This is a genomic window from Streptomyces sp. NPDC050619, assembly GCF_040654815.1.
In the GTDB taxonomy this organism is placed as follows: Bacteria; Actinomycetota; Actinomycetes; order Streptomycetales; family Streptomycetaceae; genus Streptomyces.
This window is the reverse complement of sequence record NZ_JBFAIR010000005.1, coordinates 165,887-187,730: the sequence shown is the minus strand read 5'-3', so window position 1 is coordinate 187,730 and position 21,844 is coordinate 165,887. Positions and strand designations below refer to the sequence as shown.

The following is a 21,844-nucleotide window of genomic DNA, read 5'->3' as shown; positions in this document are numbered from 1 at the left end:
GATCGCTCCTGGACGTATATGGAGATAAGGGGCGTCTTGGGGGTGTGGGGGCACCCTGTAGGGAGGGTGTGTTCGTTTGTCGGACGCGGATGAACAGTGGTGTCAGACGCGGATGACCTGGGGCCCCAGCAATGAGTAGCGATGGGCCTCGGACGTCGGAAGCAGGGTGCTCGTCACGATCGTCTCCAGCGTGCCGATCTCGGCGAACCGGCAGAAGCTGACCGCTCCGAACTTGGTGTGCACGCCGGCGAACACCGTGCGGCGCGCGGCCCGGATCGCCTGCGCCTTGACCTCGCTGACCGCGGGGTCGGGGGTGGTCAGACCGTGTTCGCGGGAGATGCCGTTGGCGCCGATGAACGCCAGGTCGACGACGAAGCCGGCCAGCATCTTCGTCGTCCAGTGGTCCACCGTGGCGAGGGTGCCGGAGCGGACCCGGCCGCCCAGCAGCAGTACCGAGACGGCGTCGGCCTCGGCGAGCGCGCCCGCGACCGGCAGGGACGCGGTGACCACGGTCAGCGGGCGGTCCGTGGGCAGGGCCTCGGCGATGAGCTGGGGGGTGAAGCCCTCGTCGACGAAGACCGTCTCGGCGTCCCCGAGCAGCTCGGCCGCGGCGGACGCGATCCGGCGCTTCTCGGGGACGTGACTGGTGGCGCGGAAGGCGAGCGTCGTCTCGAAACCGGCGCTCTCCACGGGATAGGCCCCGCCATGGGTGCGGCGGACCAGGCCGTGGTCCTCCAGGGCGCGCAGATCCCGCCGTACGGTCTCCTTGGCCACGCCCAGTTCGGAGGCGAGCGCGGTGACGTCGACCGAGCCGGTGGCGCGCGAGGCCCGCACGATCTCCCGCTGGCGCTCTTCTGCCGTCCGCGTGCTCATGGCCGACACCTGCTCCCTTGCTGTGCTGCCCGTTCGGGCCGGGTGAGGCCCTGGGGGAAAGTTCTACAGCGGGCGCGCGGCACTGACCAGGTCTGTTGCGGGCCCGATACTGCCCGGGTGCGCCCGTTTACAGTGAGTCGTGTCCGTCTCGGACCTGCGCGACTGTGTGCAGGCGCGTGAGAACGGGCAGCGCGGGTGCCCGAATGCGGCGGCGGGCGGGCCCGTTCGGTGCCCGCCCGCCGCCGCGAACGTCTGTTTCCCGCCGTGTCAGGACGGCCTGATGTCAGTACGGCCAGATCGGCGGGTCGCTGACGAAATGGCCGCCCAGGTAGGCGTGCGCCACGTTCTCCGGGTCCAGCTCGCCCTGCTCGGCGATCAGCTTCTCGGCGTAGGGCTCGGAGTCGTCCTGCGGCTCGTAGCCGAGCGCCCGCGCGGTGGTCAGGTCCCACCACAGCCGGGTGTTGGCGGAGGAGCCGTAGACGACGGTGTGCTGGACCTTCTCGGCGGTCAGGGCCGCGTGGAAGAGGCGGGCGCCGTCGGCGGGGCTCATCCACACCGAGAGCATGCGCACGCCGGTCGGCTCGGGGAAGCAGGAGCCGATGCGGACGGAGACGGTCTCCATGCCGTGCTTGTCCCAGTAGAACTGCGCGAGGTCCTCGCCGAAGGACTTGGACAGGCCGTAGAAGGTGTCCGGGCGGCGCGGGGTGTCGATGGGGATCAGGGGATCGTCGCCCTGAGGGCGCGGGGTGAAGCCGACGGCGTGGTTGGAGGAGGCGAAGACGATCCGCTCCACGCCCTCCTCGCGGGCGGCCTCGTACAGGTTGTACGTGCCCTCGATGTTCGCCCTGAGGATCTTCTCGAAGGAGGATTCCAGGGAGATGCCCGCGAGGTGGATGATCGCGTCGACGCCCCGGACGGCCTCGCGCACGGCGTCCTTGTCGGCGAGGTCCGCGACGATCGCCTCCGGCTCGCCCTCGATGGGGCGCAGATCGAGCAGCCGCAGTTCGTAGCCGTAGTCGGGGAGCAGGTCCCGCATCAGGGTGCCGAGCCCGCCGGCGGCGCCGGTGAGCAGAACGGTGCGGGGAGCGGGCATCCTCGGGTCTCCTTGAGTCGGCCTTGTGCATGGTCGGCCTCACGCATCGTCCGCCCCATGCATGGACGGCGTTCACATTTCTGGACAAGCTAAGGATCTCTCGACCTGCTCGTCAAGTGTCGCGCGGACAGGGGAAATCTGCTCCTGAGTTGGGGATCCGCGCGCTTGACCGGCCCGGAGCGGCTCCTTAGGGTGGACGCGTTCAGAAATGTGGACGTGGATCAGAAGAATGCACGCGTCTGTTGTAAAGGGAGAGCCCGTGACGTCAGCCCCCCTCGCCGCTCGACTGGGCATCCCCGGCGGGCCGCTGTTCTTCCCCGTCACCGCCTACGGCCCCGACGGCTCCGTCGACCTCGACGCCTACCGCGCGCATGTGCGCCGCGGGGTCGAGTCCGGGGCCGCCGCCGTCTTCGCGTGCTGCGGCACCGGGGAGTTCCACGCCCTCGTGCCCGAGGAGTTCGAGGCGTGCGTGAGGGCGGCCGTCGAGGAGACGGCGGGCCGGGTGCCGGTCGTCGCGGGCGCCGGATACGGCACCGCGCTCGCCGTGCGGTACGCGCGGCTCGCCGAGGGGGCCGGGGCCGACGGGCTGCTCGCCATGCCGCCGTATCTCGTGGTCGCAGGACAGGAGGGGCTGCTGCGGCACTACCGGGAGGTGGCCGCGGCGAGCTCGCTGCCGGTGATCGTCTACCAGCGCGACAACGCCGTCTTCACCCCCGAGAGCGTCGTCGAGCTGGCCCGCACGGACGGGATCATCGGCTTCAAGGACGGGGTCGGCGACCTCGACCTGATGCAGCGGATCGTGAGCGCCGTACGCACCGAGGCGCCCGGCGACTTCCTCTACTTCAACGGCCTGCCCACCGCCGAGCAGACCCAGCTCGCCTACCGCGCCGTCGGCATCACGCTCTACTCCTCCGCCGTGTTCTGCTTCGCCCCCGAGATCGCCCTCGCCTTCTACCAGGCGCTGGAATCCGGCGACGACGCGACGGTGAACCGCCTCCTGGACGGCTTCTACCGGCCCTTCGTCGAACTGCGCGCCCAGGGTCGCGGGTACGCCGTCGCCCTCGTCAAGGCCGGGGTACGGCTGCGCGGGCTCGACGTGGGGGAGGTCCGGCCGCCGCTGCACGAGCCGAGCGAGGATCATGTCAAGCAGCTCGCTCAGCTGATCGAGCGCGGGTATGCGCTGCTGGAGGAGGACAAGTGAAGGCGTCGACCTTCGTCTACCCCTGGGATGTCACCGGGGACCCGGAGGCGCCCGCGAGGATCGCCTCCCTCGGCGTGCGGCAGGTGACCCTGGCCGCCGCCTACCACTCCACGCGCGCCCTGACCCCCCGCCACCCGCGCCACCGCATCGTCACCGCCGAGCACGCGGCCGTGCTCTATCCCATGGACGACCGGTGGCAGGGGCGGGAGCTGCGCCCGTACGCGGCCGGGGACTGGGCCCCCGGGGACGCGTTCGGCGAGGCGGCGACGGCGCTCGCGGAGGCGGGCCTGGAGGTGCACACCTGGGTGGTCCTCGCGCACAACTCCCGCCTGGGCGCCGAGCACCCGGACACCTCGGTCGTCAACGCCTACGGCGACCGCTACCCGTGGGCCCCGTGCATCGCACAGCCCGCCACGCGCGCGTACCTCGTCGACCTGGCCGCCGAGGCGGCGGTCCGGCCCGGGGCGCGCGGCACCGAACTGGAGTCCCTCGGCTGGTACGGACTCCAGCACCTGCACGCCCACGACAAGACCGGCGGGGTCGGCCTCGGGGACGCCGGGCAGTACCTGATGGCGCTCTGCTTCTGCCCCGCCTGCCGGGAGGGATACGGCGGCCAGGGCCTGGACGCCGACGAGCTGGCGGCCGCCGTACGGGCCGCCCTGGAGCCGCTGTGGCAGGGCGCGCCCGACGACGGAGGCTGGGCGGGGGTCGAGAAGCTCCTGGGCGCGTCCTTGGCGAACGCCACGCGCGCGTGGCGCGACGAGACCGCCCGCACCCTTCAGGAGGCGGCGGTGGCCGCGGTCCGCGCCGCCGCTCCCGAGGGCTTCCAGGTGCTGCTGCACGCCGACCCCGTGACCCACCACGTCGGCGCCAACCCGGGCGTCGACCCCGCGCACATCCTGTCCGTCGCGGACGGTGTGGTCGTGCCGTGCGCGGGCGGCACCGGTCTGCTGACACCCTTCGCGGAACAGCGGCCGAGTCGACGGGACGGTGCCGTCATCGCCGCCAACTTCGGCGTGGTCTCGGGCATGGGCGGCAGCCCGGGCACGCTGGCGGCGGACGCGGCTCGGGCACGACAGCTGGGGGCCACCGAACTGCGGCTGTATCACGCCGGGTTGGCGTCAGACGCGGATCTCGACGCGGTCCGGGCGGCCCTGCGCTGACCTGGCAGGCCCGTCCTATTCCGGAGATTTGAAGTTCCCTCCTCCGAAACGTCGACCGGATGCAGCCGACTGTTTGGTTTTTGGGGCTGGCCGGTCCAGGACAGTCCGCTTTCGGTTGTTGTCACCTTCATCTATCTCTCTCTATCGTCGTTGACCGTGCCGACTTCCGGAAACGGTCGAAGGAGTCGAACTTCCGGTCGGCGCGACGACGCGAGAGGAGTGAGTAATGGTCAGTGCTCTCATTCAGCAGAATGAGCGGTTCTTGACGATCCTGGACCGGCTGAGCTCGAAGTCGGTCGAGGATTACTACAACCCGTACCAGCTGTTCGAATGGCCGGAGAGCCTGCCGGAGCACATGTGGTGGATGAGTCCCGAACTCACCACCACCTACCGGACCGAGGCGGCCGAGCGGCTGAGCGAGGAGCAGCTCCACGCTCTCTCACGCTATGAGAGCATCAACTTCTACAGCCTCAATGTGCACGGCATCCGCGAACTGCTCATCGAGGTGACCAAGCGCATTCACACATCAGGTTTCGAAACCCCGTCGGAGTTCTTCCACCACTTCATCGGTGAGGAGAACGAACACATGTGGTTCTTCGCGGAGTTCTGCCTGCGATACGGGAAGAAGATATATCGGCAGCCGGGCGGAGTCGCCGCCGAGATTCCACAGTCGAATGTCGAGAGCCTACTGGTGTTCGCGCGCATCCTCATATTCGAGGAACTGGTCGACCACTTCAATTCCAAGATGGCGCTGGACAATCGGCTGCACGAGACCATCCGGGCCATCAATCGCATCCACCACCAGGACGAGTCCCGGCACATCGCCTTCGGCCGGGAACTGGTCGCCGCGCTCTTCGTCGATGTGCAACGCACCTGCACCCAGCAGGAACTGGACGACATATCCACCTACCTCAAGCGCTACATGACATTCAGCTTCGAGTCGCTGTACAACCCGCAGGTCTATCGCGACGCTGACATCGACAGGCCGCAGGAGCTGCGCCGGGAACTGCTTCAAGGGCCCGCCCGCGCCGAGTTCGAGGCGACCGTGTTCCGTAAGACGGCCAAGTACCTGCAGAAGACCGGGATCATCCGATGACGGCCGCCCCGCACCACACCGAGGGCTTCACCCGCGGGCGCGGCGACGGAGGCACGGACGCCCTGGTGATCCTGGGGCCCGGGCAGACCGACCTGCTGCGCGCGCTGGACCGCACTTTCACCGGATGGGGTCGGGCGGCAGGCGCGAGCGAGATCCTCCCGCCGCCCGTCTACCCCTTGCGCGACCTGGAGAAGTTCGACGTCTACACCAACTTCCCGCACCTCGCCTTCGCTGCTGCCCCGCTGGACCTGGAGCACGGCACCGGAAAGCCCGACGAGGGCCGGTTCCGGCCCGGCGACCTCCAGGCCCCACAGCTCGGGCTGCCGCACGCCACCTGCTACGGCGCCTATCTGTACTACGAGAACACGCGCTTACCGGACGACACCCTGGTCACCCTCGTCAACCGCTGCTTCCGGCACGAGGACCACTACAGCGGACTGCGTCGGCTGCTGAGCTTCCAGATGCGCGAGATCGTCGCGCTCGGCACGTACGAGCACACACAGCAGGTCGTCTCCCGGTTCACGGAGCGGATCCTGGCCTTCGCGGACGCCCTGTCACTGCGGATGGACAAGCAGGCCGCGAGCGACCCGTTCTTCGAGAACGACGGCGCCCGGGCGCTGCTGGCGAAACTCAGCCCGGTGAAGTACGAGTTCCAGGTCGGCGACCTGGCGATCGCCTCCGTCAACACCCACCGCAACTTCTTCGGCGAGCGATGCGGTATCCGCCGTGCGCAGGACGGCGAACACGCCTTCACCAGTTGCGTCGCCTTCGGGCTCGAACGCTGGCTGGCGGTGCTGCTGGAGCACCACGGGCAGGACGCCGAACGCGCCCTGCAAGCCGTGGACCGGGCGGCCGGACAGGCCTCCTGACATGGACGAGGGGCGGATCGGTATCGATCTGGTCCCCTACGGCAGGGTCCGCCAGTTGCTGGCCGTCGACGGGCAGCCGGCGCTGAAGCGGATGCTCTCCGCGGAAGAGCTCCGGATCACCCGCACCGACGACGGACCGGACATCCCCGGGATCGCCGGTCGACTGGCCGCCAAGGAAGCCGTCTTCAAGCTGTTCCGGACGGCCGGACAGACCCTGCCGTGGCAGGACATCGAAATCCTCAAGGAGGACGGTGGCTGGCCCGTGGTGCGCCTTCGCGGACGCGCCGCCCGGCTGGCGGCCGCATCCCTCGTCGAGCACATCGCCGTGAGCATCGCGCACGACGAACCCTGTGCCGTCGCGGTCGCCTACTGCGGCGCACAGCAGCACGGGAACCGAGAACGGACGTAACCGAGGAGTGGACATGGCTTCGGCAGGAATCGATGAAGTACGTACGTGGATCCTGGACCGGCACCCGGACCGCACGTCCGTGGCCGCCGACGAGAACCTCATCGAGAGCAGGCTCGTCGACTCGCTCTCCTTCGTCGAACTCGTCTACACGATCGAGGGCGCAAGCGGCGTCGAGATCGACTTCGACACTATCGACATCCAGGACTTCCAGACGCTCTCGGCGATCGAGAAGGCGTTCTTCGCGGCGGCCTGACCCCAGGAGGCAGTAAGCATGGAAGCCGTTTCCTACACGGCCCAGTGGACCGCGGCCGCCCGGGCCGTGGAGTCAGAGCGCGACGGTGACGCGCTGTTCACCGACCCGTTCGCCCGGGAGCTCGCGGCTCCGCGCGGATTCGAACTGCTCGACCGGTACGGCGGCGGCGGGCTGCTGCCGTTCATCGCAATCCGCACCAAATACTTCGACGACGCCATCGAGTCCGTCCTGCGGGACACCGCCGTCGACCAGATCGTCCTCGTCGCCGCAGGCATGGACACCCGCGCGTTCCGGCTCACCTGGCCGGAGCACGCCACCGTCCATGAGGTGGACCACGACGCGCTCATCGACGAGAAGCGAGCCCGGCTCGGACGGCTGAACGCCACCGCACGGGCCGAGCGCCGGGAGGTGAAGGCCGACCTGGCGGGCGACTGGCTGCCCGCGCTGACCGCCGCCGGTTTCGACGCGGCCCGGCCGACCCTGTGGGTCACCGAGGGGCTGATGTTCTTCCTCGCCGAGGATCAGGCCGCCGGGCTGCTGCGCACCCTGGGCTCGGCCTCCGCGCCCGGCAGCCGACTCGTCGTCGACTTCGTGAGCACGGCGCTGCTGCGCAGCCCGTTCTCCCAGACCTTCCTCAAGGGGCTGCGCGAGGACGGCACACCCTGGCGATTCGGCACAGACGAGCCCGAGGACTTCCTCGCGGCCACGGGCTGGAAGGCCCGGGACGTGAAAGAGCCCGGCGAACCCGGTGCCGGGGCGGGGCGCTGGCCCTACAAGGTGCAGCCGCGCGACCGCCGGGGCGCCTCTCGAAGCTGGCTCGTGCGCGCCGAGTATGTCGGGGAGTGAGTCCATATGACAGCCGCCACCACGCTGGAGCGGATCGAGTCCTTCCTCCCCGATCGCAGCGTACGGATCGACGACGTCGCCGGCAGCCTCGGGCTCAGGCGCCCCGAGATCGGCGTCTTCCGCAAGATCTACGGCCTGGACCGACTGCGCTTCGACCCGGACACCGGCCTGTTCGACCTGGTGCTCCCCGCGGCTCGCCGGGCACTCAAGGCGCTGCCCGAGGGACACCGCGTCGCCTATGTTGTCTACGCACACACCGTGCAGACCGTCACCCCGTCGCACATCGACGCCGCACAGGTGATCCGGGAGGACCTCGGCCTGCCCGACGCCGAGGCGTTCGCCCTGAGCCACCAGGCGTGCGTGAGCAGCCTCGGCGCCATCGACCTGGTGGGGGAACTGCTGCGTGCCGAGGCGCCGGAGGGGGCGTACGCGCTGATGGTCACCGGTGAGAGGGCGTACTCGCCGAAGGTCCAGCTGATCCCCAACAGCGCGATCATGGCCGACGCCGCGGCGGCCTGTCTCGTCACCGTCGGCGGCGGCGGGGACGAGGTGCGGTCCTTCGCCACGCGTACCCTCGGCGAGTTCGCCGCGGGCCTGGAGATGGCCAAGGAGCAGATCCAGCGCTTCGGGCAGGTCTACGGCACCGTGCTCGGCGAGGTCATCCACGAGGCGGCCGCCCGGGCGGGGCTGACGTTCGACGACATCGACCTCGTGATCCCGCACAACGTGAACATGGTGTCCTGGCGGCAGACGATCAAGGAGATGAGCGCCGACCCCGCGAGGTTCTTCCTCGACAACATCCCGCACTACAGCCACACCTATGCCTCGGACGTGTTCGTCAACTACACGACCCTGCGCGAGGCGGGCCGCCTGACCGACGGCCGGCACTATGTCCTGGTCTCCGTGGGCCTGGGCGCCACCTTCGGCGCCATGGTCATCACTCACAGGGAGCGGTGACGTTGGATGACAGACCACGCGGATCTCATCTACACCAAGGACCTCAAGGAAGCCCTCACCGGCGACCGCGACGCCCGATTCGTCTGGCTGTGCAACTTCGAGGTGGAGCGCCGGTGGGCCCGTTCGTACGCCGGTCTGCCCGCCGTGCAGGGTTCCGCGACGGCCGCCACCGTACAGCGTATGGAAGAGCTGGGCGCCCTGCTGGCCGAGCCGGGCGACCACCTGCTGCTGGACCGGCCCCTGGACGGCGGCTACCGGCGCTACGCCGAGGCCATCGGTCTCGGCACCCCCGCAGAGCTGGTCACCCGGGCACCGGCAGGCGACTCGGGCACCGCCGGGGCCGTGCCGGAATCGCCGGAGCTCCTCGGCAGGCTGCGCGAACTCGCCCGGCAGGGAGCCTGGTTGATGCCCATGGGAGTGTCGGACCAGGAGGAGCGCATCACCCGGCTCACAGGCCTGCGGCTCGCGGTGCCGGACGCAGCCACGTACGAGCACGTCAACAGCAAGATCTACAGCCGCCGGATCTCGGAGGAGCTGGGGCTGCGCACCATCCCCGGCCACTGCTGCCAGACCGTGGGCGAACTGCACCGCGCGCTCGACGAGCGACTGTGCGACGGCGGGCCGGTCATCGTCAAGGACGCCTACGGCGTCTCCGGCCGCGGCCTGGTCGTCCTCGACAGCCGCAAGAAGGCCGACCGGCTGCTGCGCATGGTCGACCGCCGGGCCCGCCGAAGCGGCGACGACCGGCTGCACGTCGTGGTGGAGGCCTTCCTGCCCAAGCGGTTCGACCTGAACCACCAGTTCACCATCGACCGGCACGGCCGGGTGCGGCAGGACTTCGTCAAGCAGGCGCTGACCTCTGGCGGAGTGCACCTCGGCCACGTCATGCCCGCGGACCTCGACTCCGCCCAGCGTGACGAACTCGCGGGAGCGGCCGAGGCCCTGGGCAAGCGGCTGCACACGGACGGGTTCACCGGCGTCGTCGGCGTGGACGCGCTGCTCGGCGCGGACGGTCTGGTGTACCCGGTGCTGGAGATCAACGCCCGGTTGAACATGGCCAGTTACCAGGGCCGCGTCACCGAGCGCTTTGGCCGGGAGCACGGCGCCGCCCTGGCACGGCACTACCCGCTGCGGCTGACCGAGCCGGTCCCCTTCGAGGAGATCACCGAAGCGCTCGGTCCCCTCGCCGACCCGCCGCTGGACCAGGACGGCCTCGTCATCACCTGCTTCGGCACGGTCAACGCGCAGGCGGCCGGCGCCGACGCCTCCTTCGACGGGCGCCTGTACACCGTGCTGTTCGCGGCCGACCGGGCGGGCCTGGACGCACTCGACCGCCGTGTCACCACCGCGCTCGGCGGCATCAGCCCCACCGGGAGGACCTCATGAGCAGCCCGTACCGTATCCAGGGCATCGACATCACCGAGCTCGCCGAGCGGTTCGGCACCCCGCTCTACGTCTACGACGCCGACGTCCTGGACGACGTGTACTCCGGCTTGCGGGAACGGCTGCACCCGGCCGTCGACATCTTCTACTCCCTCAAGGCCAACCCCAACGTCGCCGTCTGCGGCCGGCTCGGCTCGCTGGGCGCGGGCGCCGAGATCTCCTCGCTGGTGGAGCTGATGACGGTCCGCAGGGCCGGCATCGCGGCGCAGGACGTCATCTTCCTCGGCCCGGGCAAGACCCGCGCGGAACTGGAGGCGTGCGCCACCGCCGGTTTGTACGCCGTGGTCTGTGAGTCCCTCGACGAGGTCGCCGAGCTGGAGCGGATCGCCGCCGAGCGGAACGTGGCCGACCTGCCCGTCCTGCTGCGGGTCAACCCCGACTTCCACACCAAGGGCTCGGGTCTCGCGATGAGCGGCAAACCGCGGCAGTTCGGCATCGACGCGGAAGTGCTCCGCCGCTCGGCAGCTCAGCTCGCCGGCCTGCGCCGGGTCCGGGTCCGGGGCTTCCACGCGTACATGGGCACCCGGTTTCTCAATGCGGACGACATCGTGCACAACACCCGCGAGATACTCGCCCTGTCGGCTGAACTCGCGCGGACCCTCGGCATCGACCTGGACACGGTGGACTTCGGCGGCGGCTTCGGGGTCGCCTACTTCGAGAACGAAAAGGACCTCGACCTCGACACCGCGGTCGCAGGCATCAACGACGTCGTCGAGCCGTTCGCCAAGGCCCACCCCGGCTGCCGTCTGATCAACGAACTCGGCCGCTATCTCGCCGCGGCCTGTGGCACGTACGTCGTACAGGCCCGGTACGTCAAGGAGTCCCTGGGCGAGACGTTCGTGATCGCCGACGGCGGCACCAACCACCACATGGCCGCCGTCGGCATCGGAAGCTTCGTCAAGCGCAACTTCCCGATCCGCTCGCTCAGCCGCCATGACGAGCAGCCCGCGCACATCTACACCGTCACCGGCCCGCTGTGCACCCCCAACGACGTCGTCGGCAAGAAGGTCCGGCTGCCCCGTGTCGAACCCGGCGACCTCATCGGCGTCGAACGCTCCGGCGCCTACGGTCCCTCGGCCTCACCCGGGCTGTTCTTGAGTCACGGCTTCCCGGCGGAGGTGCTGGTGCACCGGGGCACCGCCCACCTCGTGCGCGAACGGGACCGTGCTGAGGACCTGCTCGCCAAGCAGCACACCGTGGACTTCGGCCGGGGCCGCCACGCCTGACCCCGCACCCATCAGCCGTCGAAGGAGACAAGCACATGGAACGCCACACCGTGGTCGCCGCCGTCGAGGCGGCCCTCAGCGAGGTGCTGGAGCGCACCGTCAGCGGACTCACCGAGGACACCCGGCTCCTCGAGGACCTGCACCTGGACTCCACCTCGATCCTGGAGATGCTGATGGCCCTGGAGGACGCCATCGACATCTCCGTCGACCCGGAGAACCTCGACATGGAGGACTTCGCGTCGGTCGGCACCCTCACCGACTATGTCCTGACCCAGCAGGCCCCGAGCGGAGTGTGAGGCACCTCGCCATGCCGACCCTTCTCGCCGCCTCCGGGGTGGTCGCCCCGCCGCGCAAGCCCTTCGACGACTCCGCCGAGAACCTCGCCCACTACCGCGACCTGGTCGAGCCGTTCGGCCTCGCCGTGGACGAGACCCTGCTGCGCGGCGGCCCGAACGTCAGCCACCGGGACCTCGTGGACCGCCTCGCCGAGGCCGACGGCGTCCAGGGCAGCGACCCCGACCTGGTGGTCGTCGCTCATGCCCTGCCCGACCTCACCCCGTTCACCGCCGTTGCCCCCCACCTGGACCATCTGCTCGGGGGCCGGTCCGTCAACTTCGGCATCCACCAGCAGGGGCTGGCGGCGCCGTTCACCGCGCTGCGCGCCATCACCGCGTTCCAGCGGGCCGGCCGCGCCGGACGGGCGGTCCTCGCCGTACTGGAACAGACCACCCTGCCCACCCGCCATCCCCTGGTCCACGACAACCGGCTCGTCGACTCCGGGGTCGCCCTGGTGCTCGGCACCGACGACGGACCGCACCTGGCCGGTGTCGAGACAGTCTCCGCCACCGGGCGGCCCGCCCGGCGGCTCGCGGAACTGACCGCCGCCGACCCGGACGGCACCCTGCTCGTCACCGGCCCCTGGACGGACCGCGAAGCCCTCGACGCCGCAGCCGGGACGACGACGTCGTACCAGGTCAGCCCCGGCACCTACGCCACCGGCCTGTGGCTGGCCCTGGCCCGTCAGTGGCGGGCCTGGCGGGAGCGTTACCGCACCGTGGTGCTGTGCGACACCGACCCGCGATCCGGCGAGACCTGCATTGCCGTACTGCGCTCCGACCTCGTGCTGGAGGAGCAGCGATGACGACCGCCCCCGCGACCACCGGGCAGGCCCGGCTCGCCGCGTTCGCGTCGGCTCTCGACGACTGCCACGAACGCGCCGTGCCCGGCGGCGCGGTGGCCTCACGCACCGGCTGGACCGTCGCCTCCGCCGAGCGGCTCGCCGACGGCAGCCCGGTCCCCGGCGCGGCCGGCTTGCTCACCGCGCGCCGTAACGCGGCGACCGCCGACGCGCGGGCGTTGGACGTGTTCTGCGCGGCGCTGCTGCGGCTGCACTGGCAGACCCTTCGCGACGCGCTCGACACGGCGGTCGGACGCCTCGATGAGCGGGAGTCCGAGGGCACCTCGCTGCTCGGCCGCCAGCTCGTCCGGGGCGCCGTGGCCGACGTGGCGCTGGCACTCTCCGGGACGCGCGACCTGCTGGACCTGCCCGCACAGACGCCCGAACGCCGCCACCGCGCGCACCGGGACCTGGTGGCCGCCGGACGCACCGCGCTCAGGCTGCACGGTGCCCACGGCTTCACCGCCGACGGCGCCGGGACCCTGCTCCATATGACCGAACTGCTGGGCAACACCTACCTGCACGCCGAGGCCGCCCATGACTGAGTCCCTGCCCCGGCGCGCCGTCCTCCTGCGCGACCACGTGCGGGAGGCCGCCGCGGAACTGCGCCCTCTCGGCCTGGAACTCGACCGTGACCCCACGGCCGTCGACCGCCGGCTCGACCTGGCCGCCGTCGGCCTCATGCGCCGCTGCACCATCCCGATGGAGTACCTGTCGTCGCCGCTGCGCATCGGCCCGTACACGTACGACATGAGCTCGTGCCTGGAGCACACGATCACCATCGAGGAACTGAGCTACGGGGACGCCGGGTTCATGCTGGCCTGCCCGGGCCCGCTGATGTCGGGCGTCGCGGTCGGCGCGCTCGGTGACGACAAGCAGCGGCATGCCTACTACGAGCGGCTCTCGGGCCCTGAACCCGTGTGGACCTTCTTCGGCCTGACCGAACCCGACAAGGGATCGGCCGCCGCCGAACTACTGACCGAACTCACCTCCGACGGCGATGGCTTCCGGCTCAGCGGCGCCAAACGGTACGTGGGCAACGCCGCGTTCGCCCAGCTCGGCGTCGTCTTCTGCCGCCGCGCGCCTGGTCCGCTGGGCATCGAGGCCGTCCTCGTGGACACCAGCGACCCCGGATACCGCGCCGAGCTGATCCCGACCGTCGGCATGCGCGGCGCGCGCATTTCCGCCATGACCCTCGACGGCGTACGCGTCGAGCGCGAGCAGATCCTCGGCTACGACACGCTCAAGCCGAGTCGTCGCGGACTGGTCGGCGCCATCCGTACGCTGCAGCGCTTCCGGCCTGTGCTCGCCGGCACCGCGCTGGGACTCACCCGCGCGGTCCTCGACCATGTGCGCGCCCGGCGGCCGACCCTGGCGGGGGACGCCCGGCACCGGCTGGAGGACATCCAGGACCGGCTCGACGCCGCCCGACGGCACAACTACACGATCGCGGCCGCGATCGACGCCGGCACGGTACGGGCGGACCGCATCGCGGGGATCAAGACGCGCGCCGCCGAACTCGCCGAGACCGTCACGCTGGCCGCGGCTGACCTGCTCGGGCCGGGCGCTCTCCTGGACGACCCGTGGTTGGAGAAGGTGTACCGGGACGCGCGCGCCTTCGAGTTCATGGAGGGCACCGGCCACATCCAACGGCTGGCGGTCTTCCAGGGCGTGGCGAAAGGGACGTTCCTCCAGTGACAAAGAACGGGAGCCGGCCGTGTGGATCGGTATCGACGTCCTCGCCGAGGACGAACTGGACGGGTTGCTCAGCCGGCCCTGGTTCCGCGCCTATGTCTACGACGCCGACGAACTGGCTCTTGCCGACAACCTCGGCGAGAGCCGCGCGCGCGAGTTCCTCACCGGCCGGTTCGCCGCGAAGGAGGCCGCGCTGAAGGTCATCGGCACGGGTGTCGGCGCCGGAGTGACGCCCCGTCAGGTAGCCGTTCTGCGCGACGAGTCCGGCGCTCCCGTTGTACGGCTGTCGCAGGCCGCCGCCCGGCATGCGCGCGCCCGCGGCATCGACAACCTCAACGTCTCCATCACCCACAAACGGGGCCTGGTCGTGGCGGCCGCGATCGGCGCTCCACGCTTCCCCCCGTCACCGCCGGTGTCACCGGCCACAGCCCAGGGAGAGTCGTGCCCCACCCTCCTTTCACCTCGGAATCCGTGACCGAAGGCCGTCTCGACGCGAGCCCCGATGCCCTGCGCAGGGCTGGGGAGAGCTGACCGTGCGCATCGCCGTCACCGGCTCCGTCGCCACCGATCACCTGATGGTCTATCCCGGCCGTTTCACCGAACAACTGGTGCCGGACCGGCTTGACCGGGTCTCGCTGTCCTTCCTCGCCGACAGCCTCGACATCCGGCACGGCGGGGTGGCCGCCAACATCGCCGTCGGCCTGGCGCGGCTGGGCCTCACGCCGGTGCTGGCTGCCGCCGTGGGCACCGACTTCGCCGACCGCCGGCGCCTGCTGGAGGCGCAGGGCGTGGACACGCGCCTGGTGCGGGTGAGCGACACCCTTCACACCGCGCGCTTCGTGTGCACCACGGACGCCGACCAGAACCAGATCGCCACCTTCTACCCGGGCGCGATGACCGAGGCCCGGCTCATCACGCTCGCACCGGCCGCCCGACGCGGGCTGGAGCTGGTGCTGATCGGCGCTGACGATCCGGAGGCGATGGTGCGGCACACCCACGCATGCCGTCGCCTGGGGCTGCCCTTCGCGGCCGATCCCTCGCAGCAGTTGGCCCGCCTGGAGAGCGGTGCGGTCCGCGAACTGGTGGACGGCGCCCGGTACCTGTTCACCAATGCCTATGAGGCGGCGTTGATTCAGCGCCGGACGGGCTGGGGAAGGGGCGAGGTCCTCGACCGGGTCGGCACCTGGATCAGCACCCTCGGTGCGGACGGGGTCGTCATCGCCCGGCGGGGGCGGCCCGAAGTGCGGATCGACGCCGTCGCGACCGACCGCGCGGCCGATCCCACGGGCGTCGGCGACGCGTTCCGCGCCGGATTTCTCGCGGGTGTGGCCTGGGACTGGACGCCGGAGGACGCGGCCCGGCTCGGCTGCGCCCTGGCCACCGTCGTACTGGAGTCGGTGGGCACGCAGGAGTACAAGCTGTCCGCCGCCGACCTCGCGATCCGTATGGGCAAGACCTACGGAGAGCCCACTGCGGCCACGATGCGCCCTCGGCTGTCCGGGGCGCTGCGGCCGGACTGGGCGTGAAAGGCACGCGCCATCCCCCCGCCGTGGTCCGGCGGGGGGATGGCGCGCGGGGTGGGGCGGTCAGGCCGAAAGGCTGTCGACCAGGCCGGCGTTGGCCGCGGCGACTCCGGCCTGGAAGCGGCTGTCTGCGCGCAGTTCCTCCATGATGGCGGCGATGTAGCGCCGCAGGGTCCGCGAGGAGATGCCCACCCGGCGGGCGATCACGTCGTCCTTGAGGCCGGACGCGAGCATCTTGAGGATCGAGCCCTTGACGTTGTCGAGGGCCGATTCGGGGGCGGTGCTGCCGTTGAAGGAGCACGCGGACTGCCAGACGTTCTCGAAGATGCCGCGCAGGAGGTTCACGATCACCGGCTCGTAGACGGCGGTGACCATGGGCGCGCGCTCCGCCGCCGAGTCGGTCGGCAGGAACGCCGTCTGCTGGTCGACGATGACGAGGAAGTGCGCGATCTCGTCCGAGGTGCGGACCTCGGCCCCCGCGTTCTGGTTCTTGTGCAGGTTGGCGCGGAAGGCGGGGTGGGAGCGGGCGGTGTGCGGGAAGAGGGTGCGCAGCCGCACACCGTGCTGGGCCACCTCCTGCGACAGCACCTCGGTCTGGTCCAGCAGGTCGGTCTCGTGGCTGTTGACCGGCCACATGGTCAGGATCTCGCCCGAACTGCGGCGGATGGAGTCGGCCAGCCGCAGCATCAGTTCGCGCTGCTCCTCCAGAGTCACGACCAGTTCGCCGCGCCCCTGGGAGCGCTGATGCAGCTGGTAGGAGTTGAGGAAGCGGCCCAGCCGCCGGTGGATGGAGGCAAGTTCGCGCCGTTTCTCATGGATCAGCGCCTCCACCGGCAGGACGAGTTCGACCTGAGCGGAGTCCGGATCCGCGGCCGTGTAGGTCTGTCCCTCCTCGCAGTACCTGACGAGCTTGAGGCACCGCAGCCGGTCCATGATCCAGGCGGCCGTCGCGACGGACACCCCGACGGCCGCTGCCGTCTCCCGCACGGTCACCGAATGGCGCGAGAGGGCGTGTTCGTATGCACGGACTGCGAGTTCGTCGTCGATCTCGTCGTGTCGTGGCACCGGAGCGGTGCATAACGCGTCCATGTCGTCGCTGAGCGCTTGGGAGGGATTCGCCGGTAAGAGTTCCTTTTTCACTGCTTCCCGTCCTGTTATTTTCGACAATCAGTGAGTCTCTACCCGAAGCATTTCCGTGATTTCCTCGGTTACGGCGGACACTTGGTCGTTGAGAAAGAAATGACCGCCCGGGAAGTGTATGACGCGGAACTCCGCAGTGGTGTGACGGCGCCAGCCCTGCTCGCCGCCGCCCGACACGTAGGGGTCGGATTCGGCCAGCAGGAACGACACGGGACATTCGACTGTCGTCTCGGGAGTGCTGAGATAGTGCGAGTTGGCGTGGTAGTCGTTCTTCACCACTGCCAGGACGGGCTCGAGGAACTTGGGTTTCTCGAACAGCCTGGCCGGGATCGAGCCGAGTTCCCTGAGTTCGGCCACGATCTCCTCGTCGCTGTCCGGGGTGTGCGCGCCCAGCCCGTCGGAAGGCGCGCGGCGTCCGGAGACGATGAGGTGGACAGGCCTGCTGCCCGCCGCCTCCAGACGCCGGGTGACCTCGAAGGCCACGACCGAACCGAAGCTGTGGCCGAACACGGCCAGGGGTGCTGCCCCGCGCCATTCCGTGAGCTCCTCGACGATCCGGTCGGCGAGTTGTCCGATGTCCGAGAGCGGCGGCTCATCCCGGTTGCCCGGGCGGCCCGGGTATTGGACGGACAGTGTCTCAATGGACTCCGGTAATGCGGCCGACAATGTGCGGTAGGCCGTGGCCGAGGCGCCCGCGTAGGGGCAGCAGACCAGGCGGACAAAGGGGTTCGTGCGGGGGGCGAGTTTCCGTATCCATGGGCTCTTTTTTGCAGTCTCTTGGCTCTCCATCGCGCCTTCCGTGCATAGCCCGCAATGCCTAGTGGGGGAGATCCATGTATAGGGCATTCGAACGGAACGCTACTGTCGACTCCGAAGAGTGTCAACGGTTGTTCCGTTAAGAGATATTGACAGGATCTGATGATGCGTCAGATGTGATGGGAATGTGGCGAAAGGATCCGGCCGAAATGGCGCCGAATATCCGAGGCGATAACCCGGGATCACCGGGGGCGGGGCGTGGCCTCCTGGGGTGTGGGCGCGGACGTCGGGGCGTTCGCCGAGCGCTCGGCGCGCCCGATGAGCGCGGTGACCGCCGCCGCGGCGAGGACGAACGCGGCTCCGGCCCAGGCGATGTAGGCGGCGTCCGTCGCGTCGAGGATGCCGGCGCCGAGCATGCTGGACAGCGAGATCGCCAGGTACATCACGGCCGCGTTGAGGGAGACGGCCAGTGGTTCCGTGCCGGGCGCGGCCAGCGCCATGATGCGCTGCTGCTGCGGCGCGGTCACCGACCATGATCCAATGCCGCTGACCGCGGTCAGGACGACGGCCGTGGCGTAGGAGGAGTGCGAGACGGCCGTCAGGGCGAACACCACGGTGAGTAGCAGCGTCGCTCCGACGACCACTGCGCGGGGCCCCTTGCGGTCGGCCAGTCGGCCCGCGGTGAGGTTCCCGACCGTGCCCGCCAGGCCGAAGGTCAGCAGCAAGGCGGCCACCTTGCCGCCGTCGTCACCCGTGGCGGGCTCGAAGACGGCGCTGATGTAGGTGTACGGCAGGTAGATGCCGACGAACGCGATCAAGGTGCCGGCCAGCACCCCGACGACCCTGCGGTCGGTGAGCGGGGTGAGCCGCCGCCTCAGCCCGGTCGGGCCGCCGACGGTGACATCGGGCAGTCGCAGGGCGATGACCGGGGCCACCGCCAGGGCCAGGGCGGTGACGAACCACATGGTCGCCTGCCAACCCCACGCGTTGCCGATGGCGGTGCCGAGCGGAGCGCCCAGGGCGAGAGATCCGGTCAGGCCCACGGTCACGATCGCGATTGCCCGCCCGCGCTGCTCGGCCCCCGCCAGGGTGGCCGCGGTCGCGCCCGCGTTCGGCGTGAACATCGCCGCGCCCGCCGCCGCGACCACCCGGGAGGCCAGTACCAGCGGGTAGTCGGGTGCCAGTGCGGTCACGACGTTGCCGACGGCGAACACCATGAGCGCCGTGATCAGCACCGTGCGCCGGGACCAGCGGGAGGTGAGGGCCGCGAGCATGGGTGACAGTAGGGCGTACGTCAGCGAGAACACGCTCACGAGTTGGCCGGCCGCGCCCACGGACACGTCCAGGGAGTCGCTGATGTCGGGCAGCAGGCCCGCGATGACGAAGGCGTCGGTGCCGACGGCGAAGGTTCCCAGCGCCAGTACCGCGGCGTGTCCCCGCCAGGGGTGCCGCTGCGTGCCGGTGGTCTGCGCGGTTGGAGTCATGGATGCCCTCGCATTTCGATGAGCGTCAGTTATGTCGATGAACATCGCAATAGATGTTCGATGTGTATCGTAGATGTCGATCGGCATCTACGAAACCGAGTTGCCGGCGAGACTGGACTGGAGAGGCGATGGGAACGTTGGAGCAGGTGCGGCTGCCGCAGCCGGATCTGGGCGGGGTGGAGATCGGGACCGTGCTACAGGCTCTGGCGGACCCGGTCAGGCTGCAGATCGTGCGGCTGCTCAGCGAGCTGGGGCAGGCGCCCTGTGGCGGGCTCGACCTGCCTGTCAAGCGGTCCACCGTCTCCCATCACCTGCGGGCCCTGCGCGAGAGCGGCCTGCTGGAGACGCATCTGCAGGGCAACACCCGGGTCAGCCGGATCCGTCGGGAGGAACTGGACCGACGCTTCCCGGGGCTGCTCGCCTCGATCCTGGACGCCGCGCCGGCCGCCGGTGCCACGCCCACGGAAGCCGACGACGCCCGCACCGGCGGAGGGCGCTAGATGGGGCGCTACGCGCGACTCGCGTACACCGACAGCGTCCGCCGGACGCAGGAGGAGCACGGTAGCTCCCAGGTCGGCCTGCGCGCCCTCGCCCAGGCGGACCTGGGGCCGGACCGGCTGGGCCCCGACGAGGCGGCGTTCATCGGCGAGCGGGATGGCTTCTATCTCGCCAGCGTCAGTGAGACCGGCTGGCCCTATGTGCAGTACCGCGGCGGCCCGCCCGGCTTCGTGCACGTGGTCGGCGAGCGGACGCTGGCCTGGGCCGACGTACGCGGCAACCGCCAGTACATCACCACCGGCAACGTGCGCGCGGACGGGCGGGTGGCCCTCTTCTTCATGGACTATGCGGGGCAGGCGCGCCTGAAGCTCTTCGGCCGTGCGCGGACCGTGCCGCTCGACGAGGACGCCGGTCTCGCACGCCGCCTCGGCGAGACCCGCACCGACGGCCGGGTCGAACGCCTGGTGGTGGTCGCCGCCGAGGGCCTCAACTGGAACTGTTCCCAGCACATCACCCCGCGCTACTCGGAGGCGGAACTGGCTGAGAGCCTAGGGCCGGTACGGGAGCGCATGGCCGAACTCCAGCGGGAGAACGAACTGTTGCGCGCCCGGCTCGCCGAACTGGACATGCCGGACTGACCTCCGTACCGGGGCGGCCGTCGGGCGCGGGAATTTGAGCCGGGCACCTCGCGACCGTCAGGTCTCGACTACGGAGTGCGCTCGGTCGTGATCATGACAGATGCCGGGCCGAGGGTGTATAACACGCTCGACCGATGGAATTCGAACGCTGAGTGGTCGTAACCGCCCACGGCGTTACGCCGGTTGTCCGCCTTCGACAGGGCAGTCTCGGTTTCGGCGAGCCGTGAGAAGGCAAGCCGACGGTCGCCGACCAGGGCGCGCGTCCAGCGGGTCGACGTCGGGTCGCAGAGCACGTGGCGCCAGTACATGCTCCGCAGGCTCGGGGTACTGCATGACAAGGCCCGACGACGTGAATACCGCGGTTGCGCGTTCGGTCAGCCGGTACACCCCCTCGAACAGCGTGTCTGCGGTGTACCGGTGCTGTCTGGTCAGGGTCCGGGCCACCGTGCGGGGAACGAGCCGGTCGGCCCGCAGGCGCGGATGCAGCTCGGCAAGGTCCCAGGAGGCGTACAGCACGGCGCCGACCGGTACGAGGTAGAGCGGCGCGGTGCCGAACACACCTGCTGTCAGGCGGGCTTCTCCGGGTTTCATGGCGAGTGCCACGAAGTCCGCTTCCCCCTGCTTGTACTCCCTCACGGTGAGACTGATGCACGGCGCGCGGTTGTCGTCGAACACCGCTGCAAGAGCCGACACCCTCGCGGGCTTGATCCAGCTCGCACCGCTCACCCAACGACCCTCTCGTAACTGCCAGTCAGGGGTCTGGAGATCTGGCAGGTGCAGGCACATCGAAAGCACGTGATCACCCTTCACACGAGGTACGACGGAGCAGGGCCCGATCAGCCCCGCTCCGCCGTACGTCAGCCATGGATCACTTGGTGGCGCAGTGATCGCCGTTGTTGTCGCCGCCGCCCGGCATCTTGTCCATCAGCGCGGTCTCCATGGGGGGGACTCCGGTGACCAGGTCACCGGTGAACAGCTCGTCCACGTGCATTGCGTCTCCTTCTAGGTGAAGCGGACTCCGCGGCGGATGCTGCGGAGCTGGACCTGTCCTGCTGCCGACCGCCCTTGCACGGGGCAGCCGGACGGGGTTGCCCGCCTTGTCACGACGGCGGGCCCTCCCATGCCACAGGTGGGGAGCCCTCTCATGTGGCGGGGAGGAGTTCAGTCGGCTCTTCGACGCTCGTAGCTCCGGCTTCCGTTCGGTGCTGCGGGCACTGGCAGGGCAGGTACACCGGGGAGTTGAGGGCAATGGCGAAGCGCGATCCGAACACGTCGCTCAGCCGTCTGCTGACCGAGAGCCGTTGGACGCACCGCCAGTTCGCCCGCGCCGTGAACCGTGTCGGTACCGAAACGGGAACACCGCTTCGCTCCGACGAGTCGGCGGTGAGTCATTGGCTCGGCGGCACAGTCCCACGCCGTCCTGTGCGTAGTTGCATCCTCGAAGCTCTCTCCTGTCGGCTCGGCCGCCCCGTCACCCATGCTGATGCGGGTCTGCCTGTTCCCC

General features: G+C 70.0%; 25 protein-coding genes. 18 read left to right on the top strand and 7 right to left on the bottom strand.

Features of this window, described 5'->3' with window-relative positions; translation table 11 throughout:
- Positions 1 to 102: 102 nt before the first annotated feature.
- Positions 103 to 873, bottom strand: coding sequence for a DeoR/GlpR family DNA-binding transcription regulator (locus AB0I77_RS11630; RefSeq protein WP_363282257.1), 771 nt, complete (start codon positions 871 to 873; stop codon positions 103 to 105).
- Positions 874 to 1,156: 283 nt separating this feature from the next.
- On the bottom strand, positions 1,157 to 1,966 hold the full coding sequence (locus tag AB0I77_RS11625) for an NAD(P)-dependent oxidoreductase (protein ID WP_363282256.1): 810 nt from the start codon (positions 1,964 to 1,966) through the stop codon (positions 1,157 to 1,159).
- Positions 1,967 to 2,225: 259 nt separating this feature from the next.
- Between AB0I77_RS11625 and AB0I77_RS11620 the strand changes: the two genes are divergently transcribed.
- From AB0I77_RS11620 to AB0I77_RS11545, 16 genes are all read left to right on the top strand, one after another.
- Positions 2,226 to 3,167: a 5-dehydro-4-deoxyglucarate dehydratase gene (locus tag AB0I77_RS11620; RefSeq protein WP_363282255.1), complete on the top strand. Its 942-nt coding sequence runs from the start codon at positions 2,226 to 2,228 to the stop codon at positions 3,165 to 3,167.
- Positions 3,164 to 4,330, top strand: coding sequence for a hypothetical protein (locus AB0I77_RS11615; protein ID WP_363282254.1), 1,167 nt, complete (start codon positions 3,164 to 3,166; stop codon positions 4,328 to 4,330). Before AB0I77_RS11620 ends, AB0I77_RS11615 begins: the two co-directional genes overlap by 4 nt.
- A gap of 226 nt (positions 4,331 to 4,556) precedes the next feature.
- Positions 4,557 to 5,426 carry a diiron oxygenase gene (locus AB0I77_RS11610; RefSeq protein WP_363282252.1) on the top strand — a complete coding sequence of 290 codons (870 nt, stop codon included), beginning with the start codon at positions 4,557 to 4,559 and terminating at the stop codon, positions 5,424 to 5,426.
- Positions 5,423 to 6,295: a hypothetical protein gene (locus AB0I77_RS11605; RefSeq protein WP_363282251.1), complete on the top strand. Its 873-nt coding sequence runs from the start codon at positions 5,423 to 5,425 to the stop codon at positions 6,293 to 6,295. The genes AB0I77_RS11610 and AB0I77_RS11605 overlap by 4 nt, the downstream gene beginning before the upstream one ends.
- A gap of 1 nt (position 6,296) precedes the next feature.
- Positions 6,297 to 6,704, top strand: a complete 408-nt coding sequence (locus AB0I77_RS11600; protein ID WP_363282250.1) for a 4'-phosphopantetheinyl transferase superfamily protein — start codon at positions 6,297 to 6,299, stop codon at positions 6,702 to 6,704.
- Positions 6,705 to 6,717: 13 nt separating this feature from the next.
- The gene (locus tag AB0I77_RS11595; protein ID WP_363282249.1) at positions 6,718 to 6,957 is read left to right on the top strand and encodes a phosphopantetheine-binding protein; all 240 of its coding nucleotides are present in this window, start codon (positions 6,718 to 6,720) and stop codon (positions 6,955 to 6,957) included.
- An 18-nt stretch (positions 6,958 to 6,975) separates the two neighbouring features.
- Positions 6,976 to 7,803, top strand: a complete 828-nt coding sequence (locus AB0I77_RS11590) for an SAM-dependent methyltransferase (protein ID WP_363282248.1) — start codon at positions 6,976 to 6,978, stop codon at positions 7,801 to 7,803.
- 6 nt (positions 7,804 to 7,809) lie between these two features.
- Complete coding sequence (locus AB0I77_RS11585) at positions 7,810 to 8,760, top strand: 3-oxoacyl-[acyl-carrier-protein] synthase III C-terminal domain-containing protein (protein ID WP_363282247.1); 951 nt, start codon at positions 7,810 to 7,812, stop codon at positions 8,758 to 8,760.
- A gap of 6 nt (positions 8,761 to 8,766) precedes the next feature.
- Positions 8,767 to 10,146, top strand: a complete 1,380-nt coding sequence (locus AB0I77_RS11580; protein ID WP_363282246.1) for a hypothetical protein — start codon at positions 8,767 to 8,769, stop codon at positions 10,144 to 10,146.
- Positions 10,143 to 11,429: a diaminopimelate decarboxylase gene (locus AB0I77_RS11575; protein WP_363282245.1), complete on the top strand. Its 1,287-nt coding sequence runs from the start codon at positions 10,143 to 10,145 to the stop codon at positions 11,427 to 11,429. The genes AB0I77_RS11580 and AB0I77_RS11575 overlap by 4 nt, the downstream gene beginning before the upstream one ends.
- A gap of 35 nt (positions 11,430 to 11,464) precedes the next feature.
- Positions 11,465 to 11,725 carry an acyl carrier protein gene (locus tag AB0I77_RS11570; RefSeq protein ID WP_363282244.1) on the top strand — a complete coding sequence of 87 codons (261 nt, stop codon included), beginning with the start codon at positions 11,465 to 11,467 and terminating at the stop codon, positions 11,723 to 11,725.
- A gap of 11 nt (positions 11,726 to 11,736) precedes the next feature.
- Positions 11,737 to 12,570, top strand: coding sequence for a hypothetical protein (locus AB0I77_RS11565; RefSeq protein ID WP_363282243.1), 834 nt, complete (start codon positions 11,737 to 11,739; stop codon positions 12,568 to 12,570).
- Positions 12,567 to 13,151, top strand: a complete 585-nt coding sequence (locus AB0I77_RS11560; protein ID WP_363282242.1) for a hypothetical protein — start codon at positions 12,567 to 12,569, stop codon at positions 13,149 to 13,151. Before AB0I77_RS11565 ends, AB0I77_RS11560 begins: the two co-directional genes overlap by 4 nt.
- Positions 13,144 to 14,304, top strand: a complete 1,161-nt coding sequence (locus AB0I77_RS11555) for an acyl-CoA dehydrogenase family protein (RefSeq protein WP_363282241.1) — start codon at positions 13,144 to 13,146, stop codon at positions 14,302 to 14,304. The genes AB0I77_RS11560 and AB0I77_RS11555 overlap by 8 nt, the downstream gene beginning before the upstream one ends.
- 19 nt (positions 14,305 to 14,323) lie before the next feature.
- Positions 14,324 to 14,776 carry a holo-ACP synthase gene (locus AB0I77_RS11550; protein WP_363282240.1) on the top strand — a complete coding sequence of 151 codons (453 nt, stop codon included), beginning with the start codon at positions 14,324 to 14,326 and terminating at the stop codon, positions 14,774 to 14,776.
- A gap of 58 nt (positions 14,777 to 14,834) precedes the next feature.
- Positions 14,835 to 15,827 (top strand): carbohydrate kinase family protein, encoded by a 993-nt coding sequence (locus AB0I77_RS11545; protein ID WP_363282239.1) that lies wholly within the window; start codon positions 14,835 to 14,837, stop codon positions 15,825 to 15,827.
- A gap of 60 nt (positions 15,828 to 15,887) precedes the next feature.
- Here the strand turns inward: AB0I77_RS11545 and AB0I77_RS11540 are convergent, their stop codons facing one another.
- From AB0I77_RS11540 to AB0I77_RS11530, 3 genes are all read right to left on the bottom strand, one after another.
- Positions 15,888 to 16,889 carry a LuxR C-terminal-related transcriptional regulator gene (locus tag AB0I77_RS11540; RefSeq protein ID WP_363282238.1) on the bottom strand — a complete coding sequence of 334 codons (1,002 nt, stop codon included), beginning with the start codon at positions 16,887 to 16,889 and terminating at the stop codon, positions 15,888 to 15,890.
- Positions 16,890 to 16,991: 102 nt separating this feature from the next.
- Positions 16,992 to 17,810 carry an alpha/beta fold hydrolase gene (locus AB0I77_RS11535; RefSeq protein WP_363282237.1) on the bottom strand — a complete coding sequence of 273 codons (819 nt, stop codon included), beginning with the start codon at positions 17,808 to 17,810 and terminating at the stop codon, positions 16,992 to 16,994.
- A 152-nt stretch (positions 17,811 to 17,962) separates the two neighbouring features.
- Positions 17,963 to 19,204 (bottom strand): MFS transporter, encoded by a 1,242-nt coding sequence (locus tag AB0I77_RS11530; RefSeq protein ID WP_363282236.1) that lies wholly within the window; start codon positions 19,202 to 19,204, stop codon positions 17,963 to 17,965.
- A 128-nt stretch (positions 19,205 to 19,332) separates the two neighbouring features.
- Here AB0I77_RS11530 and AB0I77_RS11525 point away from each other — a divergent pair, with 128 nt between their 5' ends.
- Both AB0I77_RS11525 and AB0I77_RS11520 read left to right on the top strand, forming a co-directional pair.
- Positions 19,333 to 19,704 carry a metalloregulator ArsR/SmtB family transcription factor gene (locus tag AB0I77_RS11525; protein ID WP_363282235.1) on the top strand — a complete coding sequence of 124 codons (372 nt, stop codon included), beginning with the start codon at positions 19,333 to 19,335 and terminating at the stop codon, positions 19,702 to 19,704.
- Positions 19,705 to 20,340, top strand: a complete 636-nt coding sequence (locus tag AB0I77_RS11520) for a pyridoxamine 5'-phosphate oxidase family protein (protein WP_363282234.1) — start codon at positions 19,705 to 19,707, stop codon at positions 20,338 to 20,340. It abuts the gene before it with no gap.
- A 174-nt stretch (positions 20,341 to 20,514) separates the two neighbouring features.
- Here the strand turns inward: AB0I77_RS11520 and AB0I77_RS11515 are convergent, their stop codons facing one another.
- Complete coding sequence (locus AB0I77_RS11515) at positions 20,515 to 21,066, bottom strand: hypothetical protein (protein WP_363282233.1); 552 nt, start codon at positions 21,064 to 21,066, stop codon at positions 20,515 to 20,517.
- 142 nt (positions 21,067 to 21,208) lie between these two features.
- On the bottom strand, positions 21,209 to 21,331 hold the full coding sequence (locus AB0I77_RS11510; protein ID WP_363282232.1) for a hypothetical protein: 123 nt from the start codon (positions 21,329 to 21,331) through the stop codon (positions 21,209 to 21,211).
- Between the last annotated feature and the right edge of the window lie 513 nt (positions 21,332 to 21,844).